At 68.6% G+C, this 15,953-nt stretch carries 14 protein-coding genes, 1 tRNA gene and 1 pseudogene; 8 read left to right on the top strand and 8 right to left on the bottom strand.

Annotated elements, in window-relative coordinates:
* Nucleotides 1-41 precede the first annotated feature (41 nt).
* From NC7_RS19980 to NC7_RS19990, 3 genes are all read right to left on the bottom strand, one after another.
* Nucleotides 42-1,187: an acyl-CoA dehydrogenase family protein gene (locus NC7_RS19980; RefSeq protein WP_067985344.1), complete on the bottom strand. Its 1,146-nt coding sequence runs from the start codon at nt 1,185-1,187 to the stop codon at nt 42-44.
* 105 nt (nt 1,188-1,292) lie between these two features.
* A tRNA-Glu gene (locus NC7_RS19985) sits at nt 1,293-1,365 on the bottom strand.
* A 127-nt stretch (nt 1,366-1,492) separates the two neighbouring features.
* Nucleotides 1,493-2,257 (bottom strand): hypothetical protein, encoded by a 765-nt coding sequence (locus tag NC7_RS19990; protein ID WP_067985345.1) that lies wholly within the window; start codon nt 2,255-2,257, stop codon nt 1,493-1,495.
* A gap of 95 nt (nt 2,258-2,352) precedes the next feature.
* On the opposite strand from NC7_RS19990, the gene NC7_RS19995 reads away from it, so the two are divergent.
* Nucleotides 2,353-3,306, top strand: coding sequence for a DNA polymerase domain-containing protein (locus tag NC7_RS19995; protein WP_067985348.1), 954 nt, complete (start codon nt 2,353-2,355; stop codon nt 3,304-3,306).
* 5 nt (nt 3,307-3,311) lie between these two features.
* Here NC7_RS19995 and NC7_RS20000 read toward each other — a convergent pair whose 3' ends face one another.
* Nucleotides 3,312-3,806 carry a DM13 domain-containing protein gene (locus NC7_RS20000; protein ID WP_067985464.1) on the bottom strand — a complete coding sequence of 165 codons (495 nt, stop codon included), beginning with the start codon at nt 3,804-3,806 and terminating at the stop codon, nt 3,312-3,314.
* Nucleotides 3,807-3,861: 55 nt separating this feature from the next.
* Entirely contained in the window at nt 3,862-4,422 is a 561-nt protein-coding gene (locus tag NC7_RS20005; RefSeq protein WP_067985350.1) for a GlcG/HbpS family heme-binding protein, read from the bottom strand.
* A gap of 198 nt (nt 4,423-4,620) precedes the next feature.
* Here NC7_RS20005 and NC7_RS20010 point away from each other — a divergent pair, with 198 nt between their 5' ends.
* The 3 genes and pseudogenes from NC7_RS20010 to NC7_RS20020 form a co-directional block, all read left to right on the top strand.
* Nucleotides 4,621-5,802, top strand: coding sequence for a sensor histidine kinase (locus NC7_RS20010; RefSeq protein ID WP_067985352.1), 1,182 nt, complete (start codon nt 4,621-4,623; stop codon nt 5,800-5,802).
* An 11-nt stretch (nt 5,803-5,813) separates the two neighbouring features.
* Nucleotides 5,814-6,440 (top strand): response regulator, encoded by a 627-nt coding sequence (locus NC7_RS20015; protein ID WP_067985354.1) that lies wholly within the window; start codon nt 5,814-5,816, stop codon nt 6,438-6,440.
* Between the two features lie 376 nt (nt 6,441-6,816).
* Nucleotides 6,817-7,143 (top strand): annotated as a pseudogene (locus tag NC7_RS20020) (transglycosylase family protein); the annotation flags it as partial.
* 85 nt (nt 7,144-7,228) lie between these two features.
* Here NC7_RS20020 and NC7_RS20025 read toward each other — a convergent pair.
* Nucleotides 7,229-8,446 (bottom strand): PucR family transcriptional regulator, encoded by a 1,218-nt coding sequence (locus tag NC7_RS20025; protein ID WP_067985356.1) that lies wholly within the window; start codon nt 8,444-8,446, stop codon nt 7,229-7,231.
* Nucleotides 8,447-8,641: 195 nt separating this feature from the next.
* On the opposite strand from NC7_RS20025, the gene NC7_RS20030 reads away from it, so the two are divergent.
* Both NC7_RS20030 and NC7_RS20035 read left to right on the top strand, forming a co-directional pair.
* Nucleotides 8,642-9,787, top strand: a complete 1,146-nt coding sequence (locus tag NC7_RS20030) for an esterase/lipase family protein (RefSeq protein WP_067985357.1) — start codon at nt 8,642-8,644, stop codon at nt 9,785-9,787.
* Nucleotides 9,784-11,145 (top strand): lipase family protein, encoded by a 1,362-nt coding sequence (locus NC7_RS20035; protein WP_084458630.1) that lies wholly within the window; start codon nt 9,784-9,786, stop codon nt 11,143-11,145. Before NC7_RS20030 ends, NC7_RS20035 begins: the two co-directional genes overlap by 4 nt.
* Here NC7_RS20035 and NC7_RS20040 read toward each other — a convergent pair.
* Nucleotides 11,124-11,450, bottom strand: a complete 327-nt coding sequence (locus NC7_RS20040; protein WP_067985359.1) for a hypothetical protein — start codon at nt 11,448-11,450, stop codon at nt 11,124-11,126. The two genes, NC7_RS20035 and NC7_RS20040, sit on opposite strands and share 22 nt — an antisense overlap.
* A gap of 605 nt (nt 11,451-12,055) precedes the next feature.
* Complete coding sequence (locus NC7_RS20045; RefSeq protein WP_067985361.1) at nt 12,056-13,009, bottom strand: cation diffusion facilitator family transporter; 954 nt, start codon at nt 13,007-13,009, stop codon at nt 12,056-12,058.
* A 228-nt stretch (nt 13,010-13,237) separates the two neighbouring features.
* Between NC7_RS20045 and NC7_RS20050 the strand changes: the two genes are divergently transcribed.
* Entirely contained in the window at nt 13,238-13,774 is a 537-nt protein-coding gene (locus tag NC7_RS20050; protein ID WP_067985363.1) for a sigma-70 family RNA polymerase sigma factor, read from the top strand.
* A gap of 167 nt (nt 13,775-13,941) precedes the next feature.
* Nucleotides 13,942-15,750, top strand: coding sequence for an N-acetylmuramoyl-L-alanine amidase (locus NC7_RS30565; protein ID WP_067985364.1), 1,809 nt, complete (start codon nt 13,942-13,944; stop codon nt 15,748-15,750).
* Nucleotides 15,751-15,953 lie beyond the last annotated feature (203 nt).

Here is a 15,953-nt window from a genome sequence, read left to right on the forward strand (position 1 = left end):
GTCGCGCCCGGTGGATCGTTTCACCGGGCGCGACGCATCGGTCACAGACCCAGGTCGCGGCCGATCAGTTCCTTCATGATCTCGTTGGAACCGGCCCAGATCTTGGTGACCCTGGCGTCCATCCAGGCCCGCGCCACCCGGTATTCGCGCATGTAGCCGTAGCCGCCGTGCAGCTGCACGCAGGCGTCGAGCACCTCGTTCTGCACCTGGGCCGACCACCACTTGGCCTTGGCGGCATCGACGGCCGACAGCTCACCGGCGGTGTGCGCGGCGAGGGCCTGGTCGACGAAGGCTTGGGTGACCTCCACCTTGGTGACCAGCTCGGCGAACAGGAATTTGTTGTACTGGAAGCTGCCGATCTGCTGCCCGAACGCCTTGCGTTCCTTGGCGTATGCGAGCGTCTCGTCCAGGATCGCCGCCGCGTGGGCGATATTGGAGGCGGCGGCGCCGATGCGTTCCTGGGGCAGCATCTGCATCATCGTGATGAAACCGCGGTCGAGTTCGCCGAGGCGGTTGTTGTCGGGCACGCGCACGTTGTCGAAGAACAGCTCGGCGGTGTCGGATTCGGGCTGACCGACCTTGTCGAGTTTGCGGCCACGGGTGAAACCGTCCATGCCGTTCTCGACGACGAACAGGGTGATGCCCTTGGCCTTCTTCTCCGGGCTGGTCCGGGCGGCCACGATCACCAGGTCGGCGTTGAAACCGTTGGTGATGAACGTCTTCGAGCCGTTGATGATCCAGTCGTCGCCGTCGCGCACGGCGGTGGTCTTGAGCGCGGCCAGGTCGGAACCGCCCGACGGTTCGGTCATGCCGATCGCGGTGATGAGCTCGCCCGTGCAGAACTTCGGCAGCCAGCGCTGCTTCTGCTCGTCGGTGGTCAGTTCGACCAGGTAGGGGGCGCACACGTCGAAGTGGATGCCGAACGACGACGAGATCGCCGCACCGGCCTTGGCCAGTTCCTCGCCGAGGATGGCGTTGAACCGGTAGTCACCGGCGTCGCTACCGCCGAATTCCTCCGGAACACCCAGCCCGAGATATCCCAATTCGCCTGCGGCCAACCAGGTTTCCCGGTCGATCGCACGCTGTTCGATGAACTTCTCGGCTTTCGGCTCGATCGACCGCTTGACGAATTCGGCCACCGAGGCGCGGAAGGCCTCATGGTCCTCGGTGTAGAGGGTGCGCTTCATTCCTACAGTGTACGAATGGCGCGTGCGGCGATGTCAACGCGAACGAGCAGTCTTGTCCTTCGACACGAAAAAGCTCCCCGGCCGGTGGGCCGGGGAGCTCATCTGTAGCCCCGACGGGATTCGAACCCGCGCTACCGCCTTGAGAGGGCGGCGTCCTAGGCCGCTAGACGACGGGGCCAGAACCACAGCTCACCTCGGTGAACCGCGCGGGTCATACGATAGCCCACGACCGGGCGATCGACCAAAACGGGGTGCGGGAAGCCGTCCATCGCGGGCGGGCGACGATCGGAGCAGTGCCAGCTCTGTCAGTAGTCGTGGTGCCAGCCGAGGGCATGGAGGCGGTCGAGGGCGGTGTCGAGCATGGCGCGGCCGGGGGAGCCGTCTCGCCACCAGACCGACCAGTGGACGTCGATCGACAGCATCAGAAAGGTGTGGTGCCCGTCGGCGTCGGAGATGCCGGAGACGTCGGCCTGCCGCGATACGGTGACCGAGATCGGGGTCCGGAATCCGAGGTCGTACTTGCCGACCCATACACCGTCGGATCGTCGTCGCACAGGGATTCGCAGGTCGCGGACCCTGTTGTCGAGATCGTCGAGGATGAATTCGTCACCGGCCGGTACCAGGGCGGCGGGCAGCGCCGCCAGTGTGTCGTCGACGCGGATCTCGCTCCATCCGTGCCATCGCGGCTCGGATGCTTCGCCGGGCGTCGTCAGCAGGTCGTCGAGCATTGTCGTCATGGCAGGCCCATCGATGCCGACCGGAGCCGACGATGTGGGCACCAGGACGCCGCCTGCCGCGTTCACGCGCACGTGGTCGTCGGGTTCCGACCCGTCGGCGACCGTCCACACGCCGTCGACGTCGTTCGTCACACATCGAGATGCCTCGAATCGCAGCGGAACGAACAAACCGCGGGACAGCTCGACGATGGCCGCGACGGCATGGTTGGCGGCCATCCGTTCTCGATCGACCGGCGACACCGCGGGGTCGAGCGGCCAATCCAGATCGAGAAAGGCTCGCGGTGGGCCGAAGCCTGATGGGTAGATGTCGTATCCGGAATTCTCGGCGCGCACACGAGTGAGCGTGCCGGTACCGGGACGTCGGCGGCAACGTCCTTTCGGCGAGCGCGGTGGTTGACCTTGTCGGTGGTGGGGTGGAGGGTGGAGCGATGGGCGGTAAAGAGGTGTGGGGTGGGGTCGAGATGTCGAATCTCGATCAGGCGTTGTTCGACGGCGCCGAGGCCACCAAGCGGGATCTGGTGGCGTATCTCGACGTGATGGGGGAGCGGCTGGTCGGGGTGCTGCGGGGGCGGCCGCTGTCGGTGGTGCGGGTGCGGCCGGGGCAGGAGCCGTTCATGCAGAAGAATCTGCCCAAGTACACACCGGAGTGGGTGGGGCGGACGACGGTGTGGGCGGAGAGCTCGCGACGGGAGATCACCTACGCGCTGTGTGACGATCCGCGCACGCTGCTGTGGTTCGGGAACCAGCGGGCGGTGGAGTATCACGCGACGTTGTTCCTGGCCGAATCGGCGCCCGCGCCAACGCATCTCGTACTCGACCTCGACCCGTCGCCGGGGCAGACCTTCGCCGACGCCGTGGCGGGGGCGCGGTTGATCCGGGAGGCGCTGGCCGCCGACGGGTTGGCCGGGGCGGTGAAGACCAGCGGGTCCAAGGGTCTGCACGTGTTCGTGCCGGTGGTCGACGGGATCGATGTGGAGGACGCGGCGGCGGCCACACGGGCGGTGGCCGCGCGGGCCGAACGCATCGATCCCGGTGTCGGCACAACGGCTTTCATTCGCGAGGACCGCCACGGAAAAGTCTTTCTCGACGCCACGCGGGCCGGTGGTGCCACCGTTGCGGCGACCTACAGCCCGCGCATCCGCCCGGGTGTCACCGTGTCGTACCCGCTGAACTGGTCGGACCTCGACGACGTGACCCCCGCCGATTTCACGCTGCGTACCGTGCCCGACCTGCTCGGTGACAGCGATCCGTGGTCGACGGACATGCCGAAACCGCAACAACTTCCGGCGGATCTGATCGCCGAGGGTCACACCATCCCGGTCGCCCGGGTCCAGGCGATGCACGAGGGCAAACGACGTGCCCGCGCGCGTCGCGCGGAATGAGCTACTCAGACCGGAGTGAGGGTGGCCGCACCGAAGGAGACGTGGAAACGCTCGCACCAGATGCTGACCGAGCGCAGTGCGGACAGGTCGGTTCCGGCGGGCACCTCGTAGTTCTGATTGCCCTCGTTGCCCTTCAACGCGCCGAGATCGACGTGGGCGCCGTCGTCGAAATTGTGCCAGTCGTCGGGGATCACGGGCTGATCGGTGAGCCAGACGTGCAGGGCGGGCCCGTCGGAGGTGCGCAGGTCGGTGATCCGCACGACCACCGTGCCGTCGGCGGCGCGCTGCAACACCACCGTGCCCGAGGTGTCGTGCTCGTGGGACAGGAACGTGCCCTGGGCGAGCAGCGGCGGCGGGGCACCGTCGGCGGCGACCACCGGCGCCTCGTCGACCGTGACCGTGGTGAACAGGCGCCACGGCTGGAACAGATACAACCCGACCACCACCGCCGCGACCGTGACGACTGTGAGGACACTGAACAGAACCCGGCGAGCGGACATGATGCCTCCTTCGAGGTCCATCATTCTCCGTCCACCCGCCGGGCGCAGCCCGTGATCAGTTGCCGAGCGCGGCCACCCCGGCCCGCGCGAACTTCTCGTCCAGATCGCCGCTCGGCGCGCCCGCCACACCGATGCCCGCGATGGGCGCGCCCTTCGACTTCACCGGGGCGCCGCCACCGAGGAAGAGGGTGCCGTCGATGTCGGCCAGGTGGGGCGCGGACTCGAGCCGCTCGGTGAGCTCGCTGGTCGGGGCGTTCCACGACACGGAGGTGAAGGCCTTCTGCTGCGCGGCGTCGTAGGACTGCGGGCCCGCGCCGTCGCCACGCAGGGTGACGATCACGTTGCCGTTGCGGTCGACCACGGCGACGCTCACCCGCTGGTTCTCCTTGGTGGCCGCGTCGAGCGCGGTCTGGGCGGCCTTGGTTGCGGCGGCAACCGACAGGTGCGTGCTCGTGGCCAGATTGTTGTCGGCCGCCTCGACGACGACGGGGGTGCGGGTGGCCGGATCCGGGTCGGCGGCCTGCACGGTGACGACACCGACCACACCCGCGCCGACGACAGCGGCGGTGGCACCGGCGACGATGAGACGGTTGCGGGTGCTGAACTTGCTGGTCATTGCTGCTCCTGAGCGTTTCTCGGCCGTCGATTCTCCGGCGCGGCCTGGTGATATCCATCCTGTTCGCCCGGCGCCGCCCGCGAATCGACGAGGTGGCTGTAGTGCGCGGCCGGATCGGACGACACCGGGGTCGACCGATCGGATGACCCGGCGGACCCGCGCGGCGGGGGACAATGCCGAGGAGAGGCAGGAGACCCCATGGACCTCGGTGACCAGCGCGAAGACACCCGTCTGCTCGCGATCATCGTGCACAGCGCGTTCTACGTGCTGCTCGCCGCGTCGCTGTTGCGCTGGCTCATCCGGCACAGCGAGACCCGATCGACGCCGCTCATCGTCGTGCTTGCGGTGGCGCTCGCGGTCCTCTACGGACTCAGCGAGTTGCGCGAGTCGCACCGCCTCGTGTGGTTCGCGGCCTTGGTCCTGACCTGGTCGGTCCTGGTGGTGCTCGCGCCGAGTTTCGCCTGGTGCGCGGTGCCGCTGGTGTACACGGGACTGCGCATCCTGTCCGAGCGCACCGCGGTGACGCTGGTGGTGGTGTTGACCGCGCTGGTGGTGGCCAGCCAGGTCCGCATCGCGGGCTGGCTCGACCCGAACCTGGTTCTCGCGCCGCCCGCGGTGGCCGCGGTGACCACGGCACTGTTCGTCGGTATGCGCCGCCAGGCGAGCAGGCAGGCGGCGCTCATCGACGATCTCGTGCGCACCCGGCAGGAACTGGCCGACACCGAACGCCGTGAAGGCACCCTGGCCGAACGCGAACGGCTCGCCATGGAAATCCACGACACACTGGCCCAGGGCCTGTCCAGCCAGCGGATGCTGTTGCAGGCGGCCGACCTGGTGTGGGACACCGATCCGGGCCAGGCGCGCACCCATCTGCGCGCGGCCGCCGAGATCGCCGATCACGACCTCACCGAGGCGCGCCGGTTCGTGCACGATCTCGCTCCCGCCGACCTCGCCGCGGGTGGGTCGCTGGCCGCCGCCCTGACCGCCCTCGCCGCCCGCGAATCCACCGACACTCTCACCGTGCGATGCCATATCGAGGGCGCACCGGTGCCACTGCCGCAGCGTGTGGAGGCGACGCTGCTCCGCATCGCCCAGGGGGCGCTGGCCAATGTCCGCGAACACGCCGAGGCGAGCACCGCCACCCTCACGTTGACCACCCTGGACGACCAGGTCGTGCTCGATGTGGCCGACAACGGGTGTGGCTTCGACCCCGAGGACCTCGGCGACCCCGCCGAGCACCGAGGCCACGGATTGCCCGCGATCCGGGCCAGGGCGGGCCAGCTGGGCGGCACCTGCGCGATCGAATCGGCGCCGGGGGAGGGAACGGTGCTGTCCGTGTCCATCCCTTGGCCGCCGGTTGACCCGGCCGACGACCGCTAGCATCGGCCGTTATGACCGTGCGCCTGCTCCTCTGTGACGATCACGCGGTGGTGCGTGCCGGTCTGCGCGCCCTGTTGTCGAGCGCACCCGAGATCGAGGTGATCGGCGAGGCCGCCGACGGCCCGGCGGCGGTGGGGCTGGCCGGGAGCCTGCGGCCCGATGTGGTGCTGATGGATCTGCAACTCGGCGGTGACATGGACGGCGTGGCCGCGACCCGGCTCATCACCGCGCAACCGACGCCCGCACCGCACGTTCTCGTGCTCACCACCTACGACACCGACGCCGACATCACCCGGGCGATCGAGGCGGGCGCCACCGGCTACCTGCTCAAGGCCGAACGCCCCGAGGAACTGTTCGCCGCCATCCACGCCGCCGCGAGCGGACAGACCGCGCTGTCGGCGCCGGTCGCGGCCAAGATGATGGCCAAGATGCGCAACCCCGGACCCACGCTCACCGCCCGCGAACGCGACATCCTCGGCAAGCTGGCCGAAGGGCTCGGCAACCGGGAGATCGCCCGCGCGCTGCACATCAGCGAGGCGACGGTGAAGACCCACCTGGGACGTATCTACGACAAGCTCGGGGTCGAGACGCGCGCGGCCGCGGTGGCCGTGGCATCGGAGAAGCGACTCCTCGCCTGACACATTCGGCCACTACTCAGAAAAAGGGTTGCCCGAATTGCCGGAAAGTAACGTGAGCGGGCCCACTGATTTCCTGTGAGCCCCGCCACAAATCAGCTTGTGAACGACAGTTCTGTGATTACGGATTTATCACGAACGACCAGCGATGAACAGCGTACGTTTGGACAAACTCTGCTACAGAGCGGTTCGTGATCGGTGCGTGATCTTCTGTTGCGAAACCGCTACATTCGATCACGGCTTGAACAACAACCCGAGCCGAATCGAATCGCAGAACGCCGCAAAGCCTGCCCCGCGATTCGAGGATCCCCGACATACCTGTGGGGCAGGGACGCGGTAGATCGCAGACCGAGTCGGTGGGCGCAGGCAGGAAATGCTTATGTCTTTCAATCGCAAGTTCACCACCCGTGCCCTCGGTTTCGCCGCTGTCGCCGGTGCCATGATCGCCGTTCCGGCCGGTCTGACCACTGCCACCGCTTCGGCGAACAACTGGGACGCCGTGGCGCAGTGCGAGAGCAGCGGCAACTGGGGTATCAACACCGGTAACGGCTACTACGGCGGTCTGCAGTTCTCGCAGAGCACCTGGGAGGCCTACGGCGGCACCGGCACGGCCGACAACGCCAGCCGTGAAGAGCAGATCCGCGTCGCCGAGAACGTGCTCGCGGCCCAGGGTCCCGGCGCCTGGCCGACCTGCAGCGCCTACCTGTAAGGACGCCGCACCACAGACTTTCCTTGTCGGGAAACGGAATACCCGCTATTCGAAGCACACGTCGAATAGCGGGTTTTTTCGTTTATGCGGAATCCAGTCGATATACGGTGAGCGCGGCGGCCAGCATTCGTGAATCCTTCGGATCGGCCGGGTCGAGGCCGGTGAGGTCGGCGATGCGGCGCAATCGATAGGTGAAGGTATTGGGGTGGACGTGAATTCTGCGTGAGGCCGTTTTCCGGTCGGCGCCGAACTGCAGGTGCGCTTCGAGTGCGTCGACCAGATGCGGGCTCGACAGGAGCGGAATCACGCGCTGCGCCAAGCGCTCTCGCGCCGGACCCGGACGGGTGAGCTGATACTCGAGCAGCAGGTCGTCGAGCCGGTAGCAACCACCTGGCTTGCCGCGCAGTCGTGCCAGTTCGGTCAGTTCGGTGGCGTCCTTGGCGGCGGCGGGAATGTCGTCGCGGGCGACCTCGGAGAATTCCGCCAGAAACACCGGAACCCCGAACTGCTCGGCCAGTCGGGTGGCGAGCTGGTCGAAACGCTCGGCATCGAGCACATCGGCCTCGGAGCGGCTCAGCAGCGCGATACCGCTCGTTCCGTCGAAAGTGGCGGGCGTCGTCGTTCCGGTGAGCGCGTCGAGGGCGCGCTGCAGGACCCGGATCCGGCGGCGGGTCAGCAGGTTGGCCGCGCTGCCGGTGCGCGGCGGCTCGTCGAGATGGATCGCGAGCACCGTGTACTGCTCGGCGAGCATGGTGTCGGCCCGCGCCGCGAGTTCCTCGGCGGGCAGCCCGCGCACCAGCGCCGAGCACAGCTCGCGCCGCGCCTCGCGTTCGGCGTGGTAGATCGACTGTTCCACCTCGGTATAGGTCTCGACCACGGTCATGTTGATGTGGCGCAGCAGGTCGAGCAGGCGGCTGAACACGTGGATGAAGTCGGACATCTCATCAGGGCGCATCTCCGTGGACGCCGCCGCGAGCAACGACTGGGCCGAGGCGTGGATGGCGTCGATGAGCAGCGGCAACGGCAACCGGTCCTCGGCATGACGCTCGGCGACCGGGGCGACGAACATGGCCACTTCGGGTTTGGTGAACTCGCGGTTCGAGGCGATCGCGTCGAGCACCGCCCGGCCGCAGGCGTAGATGGTCGGCAGCACCTCGGCGGTGAAGTGCCCCGCGGGCAGTTCGGCGGGGGCCTTGGCGGCGAGGCCTTCGGCGAGCATGCGCTCGGCGATCTGGGGCCAGCGGCTCAGCAGGCGAGTCGTCAGATCGGGCGACGCGGGCGTGGATTGTTCGGCGAGCATGCCTGGAATTGTGTCCCAAGACAGGGCGAAAGTGGGCACTCCCGTCGGCTACGACGAGAACTTGGTTCCCGAGACAAGGATGGGTCGGTTTTCTGGGCGCACGGTGCAGTGACACGCTGTGGTCCCGGTCATAGATTCGCAGAACGCGCATCGAGTCACCTGCTCGACGACGCTGTTCTACGGAAGTGAAACCCCTTGATTGCAACGACGCATCCTTTTCGCCGGACCTTGTCCGCGTTCGGCATCGCCGCCGCGCTCGTCGCGCTCGGCACCGTCCCGGCCGCCGCGACTCCCACGCTGGAACCGACCATCGCCTCACTGGCCGAGTACCTCGACGCCGCCGCCCCGAACACCCCCGATGGTCGACCCACCGCCATCGCCGACACCGGCAGCGCCTCGGGCAGCGGTTCGGGGTCGTCGAGCCGGGCCAGCGACACCGTCGGTGAGGGCCCCTCGATGTCGGCCTACCTGCCCGCCTTCGCCTACGGCCTGCTGCACCCCGACGCCGCCCCGCCCAAGGCCAACCGCTGGGACTGCAAACCCACCGCCGCCCACCCGCGTCCGGTGGTCCTGCTGCACGGCACCTGGCTCAACGCCTACGACACCTTCTCCTACCTGTCGCCGCGGCTGGCCGATGCCGGACACTGCGTGTTCACACTGAACTTCGGCAAGTCGACGCTGTTGGAGACCGGTGGGCTCGGCGCGATCCTGCCCGGCCGCAACGGCGTCGGGCCGATGGCCGAATCCTCACGCCAGGTCGCCGCGTTCATCGAACGGGTGCGGGCCGCGACCGGCGCCGAGCAGGTCGACATCGTCGGCCACTCCCAGGGCGCGACCATCGCCAACCAGTACCTGAAGTTCGACGGGGGACAGGGCAAGGTGGGCACGCTGGTCAGCCTCGGCGGCACTCACCACGGCACCTCCCTGCTCGGCATCGCCACGCTCGGCCGCATGATCAACAACGCTGGCATCGACATCCTCGGCTTCTATCGGCCGATCATCGGCGCCGCCAATGTGGAACAGGCCATCGGTTCGCCGTTCTACACCACCCTCAACGCGGGCGGTGACACCGTGCCCGGGGTGAACTACACCGTGGTCGGCTCCCGCTACGACGAGGTGATGAACCCCCTCGACCTGGGCTTCCTGGTCGCCGGGCCGGACGCGACCGTCGACAACATCACCCTGCAGGCCGGGTGCGAACAGGACGTCTCCGACCACCTCACGATGATGTACTCCCCCCGCGCCACCTCCATCGCGCTGCGCGCCCTCGACCCGACCCGCGGCCCCGAGTTGGCCTGCACGTTCAACCCGTGGTTCTTCGGCGGAGGCGGCAGCCTGTGACCGGTCACTCCGCGCCCGTGCTGCCGCCCGACGACCCCTTCTACACCGCCGTGCCCGGCATCGACGCGCTCGCGCCGGGCACGGTGGTGCGGTCCAGGCCGGTGGAGGTGGCACTGTTCGGGGTGATCCGGCAACGGATCACCGCCTGGCAGTTGCTGTACCGCACCTGCGATCTGGACGGCACACCCGAAGTCGCGGTGACGACGGTGCTGCTGCCCTGGGGGCGGTCCGACCGGCCGCGTCCGCTGGTCTCGTTCCAGTGCGCGATCGATGCCGTTGCCCCGCAGTGCTTTCCGTCCTACGCATTGCGGCGTGGTGCGTGGACCATCGGCTCGATCGCCCCGCTCGAACTGCCGATCATCGCCATGGCTCTCGAGCAGGGCTGGGCGGTGTCGATCCCCGATCACGAAGGCTCGGGTGGCCGGTTCGGGGCCGCACGTGAGCCCGGATACCGTGCGCTGGACGGAATTCGGGCCGCACTCGATTTCGCCCCCGCGGCGTTGGACCCGTCCACCGCCGTGGCGCTGTGGGGCTATTCGGGCGGGGGACTGGCGACGGCGTGGGCGGCGGAACTGGCGGCCGAGTACGCGCCCGAACTGAATATCGTCGGAGCGGCGGCGGGCTCCCCGGTGGGAGACCCGGCCGCCGCCTTCGTACGACTCAACGGCGGCTGGTTCGCGGGCTTCCCCGCGGCGTTCGTCGCGGGCCTGCGGCACGCCTATCCCGAACTCGGCGCGGTGCTGGATCGCCACGTCGACAATCGGTACCGCGGCTTACTCGGGGAAGCCGAGGTGCGAAGTACGTTCGCGCTGTTGCTGTTGTTCATCCGCCGCGACATCGCCCGGCACCTGCGCGGCGGGATGGGCGAATTGCTGGCCGAACCAGCCCTGCGCCGCATCCTCGCCGACATCGAGCCGGGCACCCGTGCCCCCTCGGCGCCGCTGCTGGTCGTCCAGGGGGTGAACGACGAGGTGATCGCGGTCGCCGACATCGACGCCCACGTACGCCGATACGAGCAGGCCGGGGCGACGGTGCGCTACCTCCGAGTCCGCCGAGGCTCCCACCTCCCGCTGGAATTCCTCATCGTCCCCGCGATTCTCGACTGGATCACCGACCGGTTCGCCGGGCGCCCGGCGCCGACCGGCACCTGCACCGTCTCCTCCGTCGCCCGTTCGCCCCGCGCCCTGCGCACGCATCTGGCCTTCGTGCGCCTGGTCGCGCGCATGGTCGCGGGTCTACCGATCGTGGGAAAGGAGTCACCGGACGGAGTCCGTGCGGCTCACGAGGTCGAACCTCCGCGCTCGGTTTCCGGTGCGGCTGTCGCGGCCGAGAGCCGTCAAGTCGCGAAGTACCAGTAGCCGTCCGGGTCCGCGTAGCAGCGGGCGAAGGAATCGGATGCGTTCTCGTCCGAGTGCGGGTCCAGGCCGACGTAGCCGTCGTCGTTCATCTCCCGGTTGCCGCCGTAGTCGGGATCTTCGCCACCGCTGCCGCCGCCTTCGATCTCGTCGGGTCGCTGTTGTCGCCACTGCTGGTCGTAGTCGTCGGCCGCCTGCACGCATTCCTCGTACTCGGCGTAGGGGCCGTACTCGTCGGCGTTCGCGTGGCCCGCGCCGCTCAGCGCGCAGACGACTGCGGCGGCGACGACGGCAAGGGTCTTGTTCATGTCAGGCCTCGTCTCTTCTCGTTCGTCGGATCGACGTACCCGAGGAGATGCGCTCGGCGCCGGGTTCGGTTCACGACTCGGACGCGGGGGAGTCCTCGGTGCGGCCCAACGGTCTGAGCAGGACGAAGCGGATATTCCGTGCAATTTATGCCCCTGATATTCGGGGCGGATCCCGTTCAAACCTCCGTGAAGTTGTTTCTCACCGAATTCTCACGGTTTCTTTAGTAACGCTATGTATCGCCTATCTTCGCAGGTGACAATAGGTGGGAATGATCAACTGTTATCGGTGTCACTAATTCGAGAATTCCGTAACTCGCGCCGTTCGGGGGTCGATACGCCATTCGTAAGCCAGCCTCGGCTGGAGCGTGAGAAACAGAGGAGAAATTATGATCCCCGTTATCATCGACACCGGTAGCGCCGCCCTGAACGGTCTTTTCGACACCCTGGGTGCTGCTCTGCACGGTCTGGTCGACACCCTGTGGACCGGCTCCTTCGGCGGCTGATTCGTCAGCGCTTTCGGCCGGTGAACGGCCGGGTCGGGCGATCACCGTCCGACCACGAGAATGCCCCGCACCGTTCGGTGTGGGGCATTCTCGTGTTCGCGGTCAGTGCGTGTGCGGGGTTCTGGCCGTATGCGGGTCGACGCAGGCGCTGCTGTCCCGCCTGCCGATGGCGAGCACCTCGGGGCCGGCGTGGTCGACCTGGAGGGTGACGTGGCTGATGTGATGGTCGTGGTCGAGCATGTGCGCCACGTCCTCGCGCACGGCGTGGCAGTCGCGGCCGGGCTGCACCAGGATGTGCGCCGAGAGGGCGGGCGAGCCGGAGGTGATCTCCCAGATGTGCAGGTCGTGCACCCCGACCACGCCGTCGCGGGCGCGGATGTCGGTGTCGATCCGTTCGGGATCGAGGTAGTCGGGGGCGGCCTCGAGGAAGATACGGCTCGACGCGCGGATCAGCCCGATACCGGCCTTGATCATCAACGCGACGACGATCAGGGTGGCGACGATGTCGGCCCGCGCCCAGCCGGTCAGGATGATGACCACGCCCGCGACCGCGGTGGCGATGAACGCGAACAGATCGTTGAGGATGTGCTGGTAGGCGCCCTCGACATTGAGGCTGGTTCGATCGGCCCGGCTGATCATCCAGGTGGCGAGCACGTTCACCGCGACCCCGACCAGCGCGGTGATCAGCACGAGCATGCCGTGCACCTCCGGCGGCTCGAACATCCTGCGGATCGCCTCGTAGCCGAGCCACGCGGCGAGCAGGAGCAGGGTGAGTCCGTTGGCCTGGGCGGACAGGATCTCGACCCGTTTCCAGCCGAAGGTCATCCGACCCTTCGGTGGGCGCGCGGCCAACCGGATCGCCCACAGTGCCAGCGCGATGGACGCCGCGTCGGTCGTCATGTGCGCCGCGTCGGACAGCAGGGCCAGCGAATCGGCGACGATACCGACGATGACCTCGCCGATCAGGAACGTGACGATCACCGCCAGCGCGCCAGCCAGCCAGCGTTTGTCACTGTCGGCCGACACCCCGTGGTCGTGCCCGTGCCCTGCGCCCATGCGATCTTCCCCTCTCCGGTGATCCGAACGCCGCAATCATATGCATGAATCGCTATGTATGCAATTCCTTCGTGACCCGGAAACGGAGCGAGCCCGGCAGCCCTGCTCCCCCCTCCTGGAGCAGGCCCGGCCGGGCTCGCAGGAACTACTTTCCAGCACGGCACCAGCAGGATCCTGAAGAGTCGCTTAAGGCGTTGTCATCCGACGCTCCGGCCGCGATAACCCGGTATGGCGGACAACTTCTGTAACGCGCACTGCGCGCGACTGTGTACCAGAGACGGGCTGGCCGAGGTGCTGGCCACCGATCGCGGCCTGCTGCACTGGCGGGCGATGCGGAGCCTCGGCGATCGCGGGCTGGCCGAGCATGCCGTGCAGGAGACGCTGTTGCGCGCGTGGCGCGCGTGCGCCGACTTCGACGCCCGAAAGGGCAGCGTGCGCACGTGGCTGCTGGCGATCGAGCGCAACGTGGTGGTCGACATCGTGCGGGCCCGCGCGGTCCGTCCGGTCGACGTGGGCTTCGACGATCTCGCCGAGCTGGTGCCGTGCGGACGACCGGATTTCGCCGACGGACTGATCGACGGACTGCTGGTCGACGAGCTGCTGGCCCGCCTGCCCGAGCCGCAGCGCGCCGCGGTGGTCGAGGTGATCCTGCGCGATCGTGGTTATCGGGAGGTCGCCGAGGACTTCGGGGTTCCGGTCGGCACCGTCAAGACTCGCGTGCACTATGCGCTTCGCTCCCTTCGGCAGTTGCCGGAGGTTGCCTGACACCCCTGCCGAAGACCTCATCTGGGCGCCTGACCAGCGATTATCGGCCTATTGCAGTTCGATAACGGCGCTTGCTCTGTCGTTGTACACGTGGCAAGAGTTAATTACTGGGTTTGGTGTTACCAATGGGAAGGGAGGGGTGCTCCGTGCCGGAGCGCCGACCGAACATGAAACCAGACATCATCAAGGCCGGTCTCTGCTCCACCGTCTCCGCCGCGGTCGTGGTGTCGCTGTCCGGGCTGCTGCCCGTGACCGCCCACGCCGATCCTGAGCCCGCGCCGGGCGATCAGCTCGCCGGGAAGACGATCTTCCTCGACCCGGGACATCAGGGTCCGGCGCACGCGGAAGACCTCGCTCGTCAGGTCGACAACGGCCGAGGCGGAACCAAGGACTGCCAGACCACCGGCATGACCTCACTGGGCGGCGTCCCCGAACACACCATCAACTGGGAAGTGGCCCAGCTGGTGAAGACTTCACTGCAGGCACTCGGCGCCGAGGTCGTCCTCAGCCGCGCCGACGATGCCGGGTGGGGCGGGTGCGTGGACGACCGCGCCCGCGCCGCGAACGAATCCGGCGCCGAGGTGGCGGTGAGCATCCATGCCGACAGTGCGGCCGCCGACCAGCGCGGCTTCCACCTCATCGTGCCGCAACTACCGGTGCCCGACCCGGCCGTCGAGCAGGCCCAGTCGCGGGCCGGGCTCGCCGCGTCGAGCGCGGTGCGCGACGCCTATGTCGCCGCCGGAATCCCGCCCGCCACCTACGGCGGCGCGAACAACGGCCTGCAGACCCGCGCCGACGTGGCCGGGCCCGCCTTGACCCGGGTCCCACTCGTCTTCGTGGAGATGGGCAACGGCGCCAACGCCGAGGACGCGGCGCTGCTCGAATCGCGCGAAGGACGGCTACGGCACGCGGTGGCCATCACGACCGGCGTGGTCGGGTATCTGCTGAACAAGCCGATCGGGCCCGCACCCGCGTTGGCGCTGGCACCGAAACCGATTCCGGGCCGGGCGCCGGTGGCGACGGCAACACCCACGCCGGGGCAGGAGCCCGAACCGGGCGCGGCGACGGACTCGACCGACAAGCCGAGTCAGTCCGACACCACCGCGCCGCGCCGGAGTTCGCCGTCGACCAGCGAGCCCGGTGCCGCGGGCGAACCGGGTGCGGCAGGGCAGCCGGGGCAGGGTGCGACGTCCGAGCCCGGTGGGGTCGATCAGGGGTCGGTGCCCGAGTCGGGCGGAGTCGGTCAGGGTGCCGCGCCCGAGTCGGGTGGAGTCGGTCAGGGTGCCGCGCCCGAGTCGGGTGGAGTCGGCCAGGGTGCCGCGCCCGAATCCGGCGGAGTCGGCCAGGGTGCGGAACCCGAGTCCGGCGTAGCCGAGGGATCGGCGTCCGGCGAAGCCGGTGAGGGCTCGGCGCCCGGTGGCGTCGGCCAGGGTGCGGTGCCCGATCCCGGTGCGGCCTCGGTGCCCGAGTCGGGCGGTGTCGGCGAGGGGTCGGCACCCGAAGCGGGCGCGGAGTCAGGAGCCGGGGAAGGTCCCGGCGCACCCGCGCAGGGGTCGCCCGAGAACGGCACGTCCGGCGACGAATCCGGCCAGGGCCCGGCCAGCGATTCCACGGCGTCCAGCACCCCGGCGGCTCCCGCCCCGGCGCGGGCACCTGCCCGGGCACCGGTCGCCGACCCGGCGCCGCTGCCGTTCGCCCCGGCCCGCACCGCACCGGGTGCCAACGCCCGTCCGCCCGCGGCACCGGCGCCCACCCCACGGGAGCGCGGCGCCGCGCCGAAGGCCCAGCCCTACCAGGAGGAATCGGTCCCCGACATCACGTCGCTGAGCAGTTCCCTCGGCGGCCCGGTCCTCACGGTGATGAACATGCTGATGCCGATGGCGCAATCCCTCGGCATGGACAACAGCGTCATCACCAACCAACTCATCAACCTGGCCTACACCCTCGCTGGCGTCGTCTTCGGCCCGACGAAGTAGCCGACCGGGTCCACAGCCGCCCTCGATCCAGCGGGCGGCTGTGCACGTTTCACGATCACCACGCTCGGGTGGCGGCATCGCGCGAGAGCCGAACGCCACCAGAGCGTGGGGATCGTTCCAGGCCCACGGCCCACGGAGTGAGGCCGGGGCCTGGAGTGGTGGGGGAGGTGGGATGGAGCGGGGCGCGGCGGGGGAGTGGCACG

The organism is Nocardia caishijiensis NBRC 108228 (genome assembly GCF_001612825.1).
Classification (GTDB): domain Bacteria; phylum Actinomycetota; class Actinomycetes; order Mycobacteriales; family Mycobacteriaceae; genus Nocardia; species Nocardia caishijiensis.